At 60.7% G+C, this 6,584-nt stretch carries 5 protein-coding genes and 1 pseudogene; all 6 read left to right on the top strand.

The window, feature by feature from the left end; translation table 11 throughout:
- Window positions 1–563, top strand: a pseudogene (locus RCJ92_RS03005) (recombinase family protein); the annotation flags it as partial.
- Window positions 564–1,752: 1,189 nt separating this feature from the next.
- Complete coding sequence (rpsL, locus tag RCJ92_RS03010; protein ID WP_054820670.1) at window positions 1,753–2,127, top strand: 30S ribosomal protein S12; 375 nt, start codon at window positions 1,753–1,755, stop codon at window positions 2,125–2,127.
- A complete protein-coding gene (gene rpsG, locus RCJ92_RS03015; RefSeq protein WP_054820669.1) occupies window positions 2,127–2,597 on the top strand; it encodes a 30S ribosomal protein S7 in 471 nt (156 codons plus the stop codon). The genes rpsL and rpsG overlap by 1 nt, the downstream gene beginning before the upstream one ends.
- A gap of 72 nt (window positions 2,598–2,669) precedes the next feature.
- A complete protein-coding gene (gene fusA / locus RCJ92_RS03020) occupies window positions 2,670–4,784 on the top strand; it encodes an elongation factor G (RefSeq protein WP_138177178.1) in 2,115 nt (704 codons plus the stop codon).
- A 243-nt stretch (window positions 4,785–5,027) separates the two neighbouring features.
- Window positions 5,028–6,218, top strand: coding sequence for an elongation factor Tu (gene tuf / locus RCJ92_RS03025; RefSeq protein ID WP_138177181.1), 1,191 nt, complete (start codon window positions 5,028–5,030; stop codon window positions 6,216–6,218).
- 181 nt (window positions 6,219–6,399) lie between these two features.
- A partial coding sequence (locus RCJ92_RS03030) for a hypothetical protein (protein ID WP_446753737.1) occupies window positions 6,400–6,584 on the top strand: 185 nt, incomplete at its 3' end.

Below are 6,584 nucleotides of genomic sequence, written 5' to 3' on the forward strand. Positions count from 1 at the left end.
ATGACCGGACTCCTTATCGGGTACGCGCGCGTATCCACTAACGACCGAGACCTCACCGCCCTAAAGTACGCGCTTATGGCCTCGGGCGTGACTCCTGAGAAGAACTTCACTGATCAAGGCCGCACTGGCACGAATAGGGCGCGGTCCGGTCTCAGCGAGGCGATGGCCGCTTGCCGTGCTGGGGATACGTCGGTGGTGAAGCTTGACCGGATGGCGCGATTCTTGCGCGACGCGAAAGACATCGTTGATGAACTCACCGGCCGCGAGGTGAAGCTCAGCATCGGCGGATCAGTCCACGACCCATCGACCCTGCAGGTAAGCCCCTGTTCAACGTCCTGGCTATGGTCGCCGAGTTTGAGGCAGATCTGATCCGGGCACGCACGCGTGAGGGCATGGCTGTTGCAAGGACAAAAGGCAGACTACGCGGCAAGCCGCCCAGACTTTCCAGCAAGCTAGAAGCACATCTAGTAGAGCTGCATCGCGCTGGGAACCAGACAACGACAGAACTTGGAGAACTATTCTCGGTGGCTAGATCGACCGTGTACCGCGCTCTCAGGCGAGCAATGAACCATCAAGTAGGGTCGGTCGTTTATTTTCTGCGCAGGTTAATACATAGGACTATTGCGCAAAGTCCAGCCCTGTGCGGTCACCTTCGGAAATTTTCATGTCCATGGTCGGCTGCGCAGGCCTGGAATCTCGATGGCTTGTGTGCAGCCGACTTCGGAAAATGACAACAACGCTAGCGTGTACCGGCACGAACTCCGTGAGCGGGTCGAGGAGCGACATCCGTGCTGCTAGCTTTTGCCAGGTAACGTCAGCGTAGCCACAGGTGCGGCGCAGGCAGGCGAAAGGCTGGGTTGCGCGAAGCCAACGGTGAGCGAGCGGCCTACGCCATGATCCCGGGCAGTAGAGGGATTTCCATTGTCGATTATTAGCGGCACAGAAAAGCACGACTAGTAGTATTTACATCCGGTGTTATTACGACTCTTGGGTGCGCGACAGGCGGCCTTGGGGAGCCAGGGGAGCAGAGTACAGATTTGCGTGGCGCTGCCTTCCGAGGTTTGGGGACGACCGCACACTGCCGGCCGCTGGACGATTCAACCCCGAACGCCACGGATGCTGGCCGGCGATGCGGCATGGTAGGCGGCACTGTGCTCGCACGCCTCCGCAAGCACGCCTCTCTTCTTCGGAAGCTTGCCCAGCCGAACATTGGGTGTCCTCCCGCGGCAACGGTATTGAGCCGGGTCCCCCGGTCGGTATGCCGCTCATCGTTCTTGTTGGCGTGTTCGGCCTCTGTCAGTAGGTCAGCCGATGGTAGTCCGCTCGCCGCAGGGTATGGCCGAGGATGAACCGGCCCGGCGCCACTGCCGGCACGCGGATAGCCCGAATGATAGTGAGGCACATCCCATTGCTGGGCGGTGGGGCACATGCGAAAATAGTAGGTGAGACACTCCGGGGCTCAACGCCTGCAGGACAAGGGTTTGCGAACTGGCAATCAACTGGTCATGTGGGCTTTGAATCCTGGATTTTCGGGGCTGGCAGGATTAATGCTAGACTCGTAACAATTGTTTTATGTGTGGCAAAATGGACGCGGTCCGGGTTGCGGGTAGGTTGCGCAACGAATGCCACACTTTCGCACGCCTAGAGACTTTTCGCTGAGTGCGCGATGGAACGAGCAGATAGCGCAGCAGTACCCGTCATCCGATGGATCGGCGGCGCCGAAGAATTTTAGAAAATTGGAAGGACACGAAAGTGCCTACTATTCAGCAGCTGGTCCGTAAGGGCCGCCAGCCGCAGGTAAACAAGGGCAAGGCCCCTGCCCTGCGCGGCAACCCCATGCGTCGTGGCGTGTGCACCCGTGTGTACACCACCACCCCTAAGAAGCCGAACTCCGCTCTGCGTAAGGTTGCCCGTGTGCGCCTGTCCGGCGGCGTCGAAGTGACCGCCTACATCCCGGGTGTCGGACACAACCTGCAGGAACACTCCATCGTGCTGGTGCGCGGTGGTCGTGTGAAGGACCTGCCGGGCGTTCGCTACAAGATTGTTCGTGGTGCACTGGATACCCAGGGCGTTAAGGATCGTAAGCAGGCTCGTTCCCGCTACGGCGCAAAGAAGGATGGTAAGTAATGCCGCGTAAGGGTCCGGCGCCGAAGCGCCCACTGGTTTCTGATCCGGTATACGACTCGCCGTTGGTCACCCAGCTGATCAACAAGGTGCTGGTCGGTGGCAAGAAGTCCACCGCCGAGCGCATCGTCTACGGTGCACTGGAAGGTGCCGCCGCCAAGTCGGGCGCCGATGCCGTTTCGACCTTGAAGAAGGCCATGGACAACATCCGTCCGGCCCTTGAGGTTCGCTCCCGCCGTGTGGGTGGCGCAACCTACCAGGTGCCGGTCGAGGTCAAGCCGGGCCGCGCCACCGCGCTGGCCTTGCGCTGGCTGGTTGGCTACTCCAAGGCTCGTCGCGAGAAGACCATGATCGAGCGCCTGCAGAACGAGATTCTGGATGCCTCGAACGGTCTGGGTGCCGCTGTGAAGCGTCGCGAAGACACTCACAAGATGGCCGAGTCCAACAAGGCCTTCGCACACTACCGCTGGTAAGAATCGCCTGGCGTCGCCGGCGGCGGGAACCCGCCGCCGGCCATGCCAAGCCTCAGCTCTTAGGGAGACAACGTGGCACAGGACGTGCTTACTGACCTGAACAAGGTCCGCAATATCGGTATCATGGCACACATCGATGCCGGTAAGACCACCACCACTGAGCGCATCCTGTTCTACACGGGTGTGAACCACAAGCTCGGTGAGACCCACGACGGTGGTGCCACCACCGACTGGATGGAGCAGGAAAAGGAACGCGGTATCACCATTACCTCCGCGGCCGTGACTTGCTTCTGGAACAACAACCAGATCAACATCATCGACACCCCCGGCCACGTTGACTTCACCGTTGAGGTGGAACGTTCGCTGCGCGTGCTCGACGGCGCAGTTGCCGTCTTCGACGGCAAGGAAGGCGTGGAGCCGCAGTCCGAGACTGTGTGGCGCCAGGCCGACAAGTACAACGTCCCGCGTATCTGCTTCGTCAACAAGATGGACAAGCTGGGCGCTGACTTCTACTTCACCGTGGACACCATCGTCAACCGCCTGGGTGCCAAGCCGCTGGTCATGCAGCTGCCGATCGGCTCCGAGTCCGACTTCGTCGGCGTCGTTGACCTGCTGACCATGAAGGCATTCGTCTGGGAAGGCGACTCCAAGGGTGACGTCACCATGGGCGCCAACTACGAGATCCAGGAAATCCCTGCCGATCTGCAGGAGCGTGCCGAGGAATACCGCAACAAGCTGGTTGAGGACGTCGCCGAGGCCTCCGAGGAACTCATGGAGAAGTACCTCGAAGGCGAAGAGCTGAGCAATGAAGAGATCAAGGCCGGTATCCGCGCCCTGACCGTCAAGGGCGAAGCCTACCCGGTCTTCTGTGGCTCGGCCTTCAAGAACCGTGGCGTGCAGCCGATGATCGACGCGGTCATCGACTACCTGCCCTCCCCGCTGGACGTCGAGGCCATGGTTGGCCACGACCCCAAGGACGAGAGCATCGAACTGACCCGCGAGCCGAGCGAGGACGCACCGTTCTCCGCGCTGGCGTTCAAGATCGCTGCCCACCCGTTCTTCGGTCAGCTGAACTTCATCCGCGTGTACTCGGGCAAGGTCGCCTCCGGCGCCCAGCTGCTGAACTCCACCAAGCAGAAGCGCGAGCGCATCGGCAAGCTGTTCCAGATGCACGCCAACAAGGAGAACCCGGTTGATGAGATCCACGCGGGTCACATCTACGCCGTGATCGGCCTGAAGGACACCACCACCGGTGACACCCTGTGCGATCCGGCCAACCCGATCGTTCTGGAATCGATGACCTTCCCGGATCCGGTGATCTTCGTGGCCATCGAGCCCAAGACCAAGGGTGACCAGGAGAAGCTGTCGACCGCTATCCAGAAGCTGTCGGCGGAAGACCCGACCTTCACCGTTTCCCTGAACGAGGAAACCGGCCAGACCGAAATCGGCGGCATGGGCGAGCTGCACCTGGACATCCTGGTGGACCGCATGAAGCGCGAATTCCGCGTGGAAGCCAACGTCGGCAAGCCGCAGGTGGCCTACCGCGAAACCATCAAGAAGGCTGTGGAGAAGGTCGACTTCACCCACAAGAAGCAGACCGGTGGTTCCGGCCAGTTCGCGAAGGTGCAGGTCTCCTTCGAGCCGCTTGAGGTCGTTGAGGGCGTCAGCTACGAATTCAAGAACGCCATCACCGGTGGCCGCGTTCCGCGCGAGTACATCCCGTCGGTGGACGCAGGTATCCAGGACGCCATGCAGTTCGGCATCCTGGCCGGCTACCCGATGGTCGGCGTGAAGGCCACCCTGATCGACGGTGCCTACCACGACGTTGACTCCTCGGAAATGGCGTTCAAGATCGCTGGTTCGCAGGTCTTCAAGGAAGGTGCACGCCGCGCCAACCCGATCCTGCTCGAACCAGTGATGGCCGTCGAAGTCCGTACCCCGGAAGAGTACATGGGCGACGTCATCGGCGACCTGAACTCCCGTCGTGGCTCGATCCAGGAAATGTCCGATGCCTCGGGCGTCAAGGTCATCCGTGCCGCAGTGCCGCTGTCCGAGATGTTCGGCTACATCGGTGACCTGCGCTCGAAGACCCAGGGTCGTGCGGTGTACTCGATGACCTTCTCGACCTATGCTGAAGTTCCGAAGGCCGTGGCCGACGAGATCATTCAGAAGTCCCGCGGCGAGTAATCGCCTCAGGCACCAACACTTGGCCGTGACCCCGCCCGTGTGGGGGAGTGGCCGATCGCGAGACCGGTTCCAAAGCCATTGAAACCGGCCTCGCAAACGGCCAACGAGGGATCCATCACAACCGGATCCCGCAGAGGACCGAAATTTCCATATTTATCCATGCCCCCAGTAGACTGATTCCAGTTTCGTTTGCGAACCGCGCAGACGGAAATACGTCTTCTGAAATGTTTCTAGGAGGAACCTGTGGCAAAGGCAAAGTTCGAGCGGACTAAGCCGCACGTCAACATTGGCACCATCGGTCACGTTGACCACGGTAAGACCACTTTGACGGCTGCCATTTCCAAGGTGCTTGCTGACAAGTACCCGGATCTGAACGAGCAGCGCGACTTCGCTAGCGTTGACTCCGCACCGGAAGAGCGCCAGCGCGGTATTACCATCAACATCTCGCACGTCGAGTACCAGACCGAGAAGCGTCACTACGCACACGTCGACGCCCCGGGCCACGCTGACTACGTGAAGAACATGATCACCGGTGCCGCCCAGATGGACGGCGCAATCCTGGTGGTTGCCGCTACCGACGGTCCGATGGCTCAGACCCGCGAGCACGTTCTGCTGGCTCGCCAGGTTGGCGTTCCGACCCTGCTGGTCGCACTGAACAAGTCCGACATGGTCGAGGACGAAGAACTGCTCGAGCTGGTGGAGATGGAAGTTCGCGAACTTCTGTCCTCGCAGGGCTTCGACGGTGACGACGCCCCGGTTGTTCGCGTTTCGGGCCTGAAGGCTCTGGAAGGCGACCCGGAGTGGACCAAGTCCATCGAAGAACTGATGGATGCCGTTGACACCTTCATCCCGGATCCGGTGCGTGACCGTGACAAGCCGTTCCTGATGCCGATCGAGGACGTCTTCACCATCACCGGTCGCGGTACCGTGGTGACCGGTCGCGCCGAGCGTGGCACCCTGGCCATCAACTCGGAAGTTGAGATCGTTGGCATCCGCCCGATCCAGAAGACCACCGTTACCGGTATCGAGATGTTCCACAAGCAGCTCGACGAGGCCTGGGCAGGCGAGAACTGTGGTCTGCTGCTTCGCGGTCTGAAGCGCGAAGACGTGGAACGCGGTCAGGTTGTTGTGAAGCCGGGTTCGATCACCCCGCACACCAACTTCGAGGCCAACGTCTACATCCTGTCCAAGGATGAAGGCGGCCGCCACAACCCGTTCTACTCGAACTACCGTCCGCAGTTCTACTTCCGCACCACCGACGTCACCGGCGTCATCACCCTGCCGGAAGGCACCGAGATGGTTATGCCGGGCGACAACACCGAAATGTCGGTTGAGCTGATCCAGCCGATCGCCATGGAAGAAGGCCTGGGCTTCGCTATCCGCGAGGGTGGCCGCACCGTTGGTTCGGGTCGCGTCACCAACATCACCAAGTAAGTACCTGGATGATGTTCTAGACCGCAAGGTCTAAGTTTAAAAAATTCCCCGTGACTCCGCAAGGAGTGACGGGGAATTTTTTATGCCCACACGCGTAGCAAAGCCGACATTTAGTCAAAAAGCTGGTTGAATTGATCCAGGTTCACACACGTCGGCGTACGCAAGAAAACGGGGGAGCGGCATGGGCTACACCATCTTGGTCATCATCATCGCGGTGGTGGCCTTCCTGATCGGACGGCGCACCGCCGCCGGCCGCCGCAGCCAGCAGCTCGGCCAGGCCTGGCAACAGGGCTATGATGCCGCAACGGCGTACTGGCGCACTGGCGCAGGGGCCCAGGCCTCCGAACCGGACGCGGCGCCGGGGCC

Source organism: Glutamicibacter sp. BSL13 (assembly GCF_052928425.1).

Coding starts and splice junctions, on each gene's coding strand:
- rpsG (WP_054820669.1), top strand. CDS start 2,127: ATGCCGCGTAAGGGTCCGGCGCCGAAGCGCCCACTGGTTTCTGATCCG.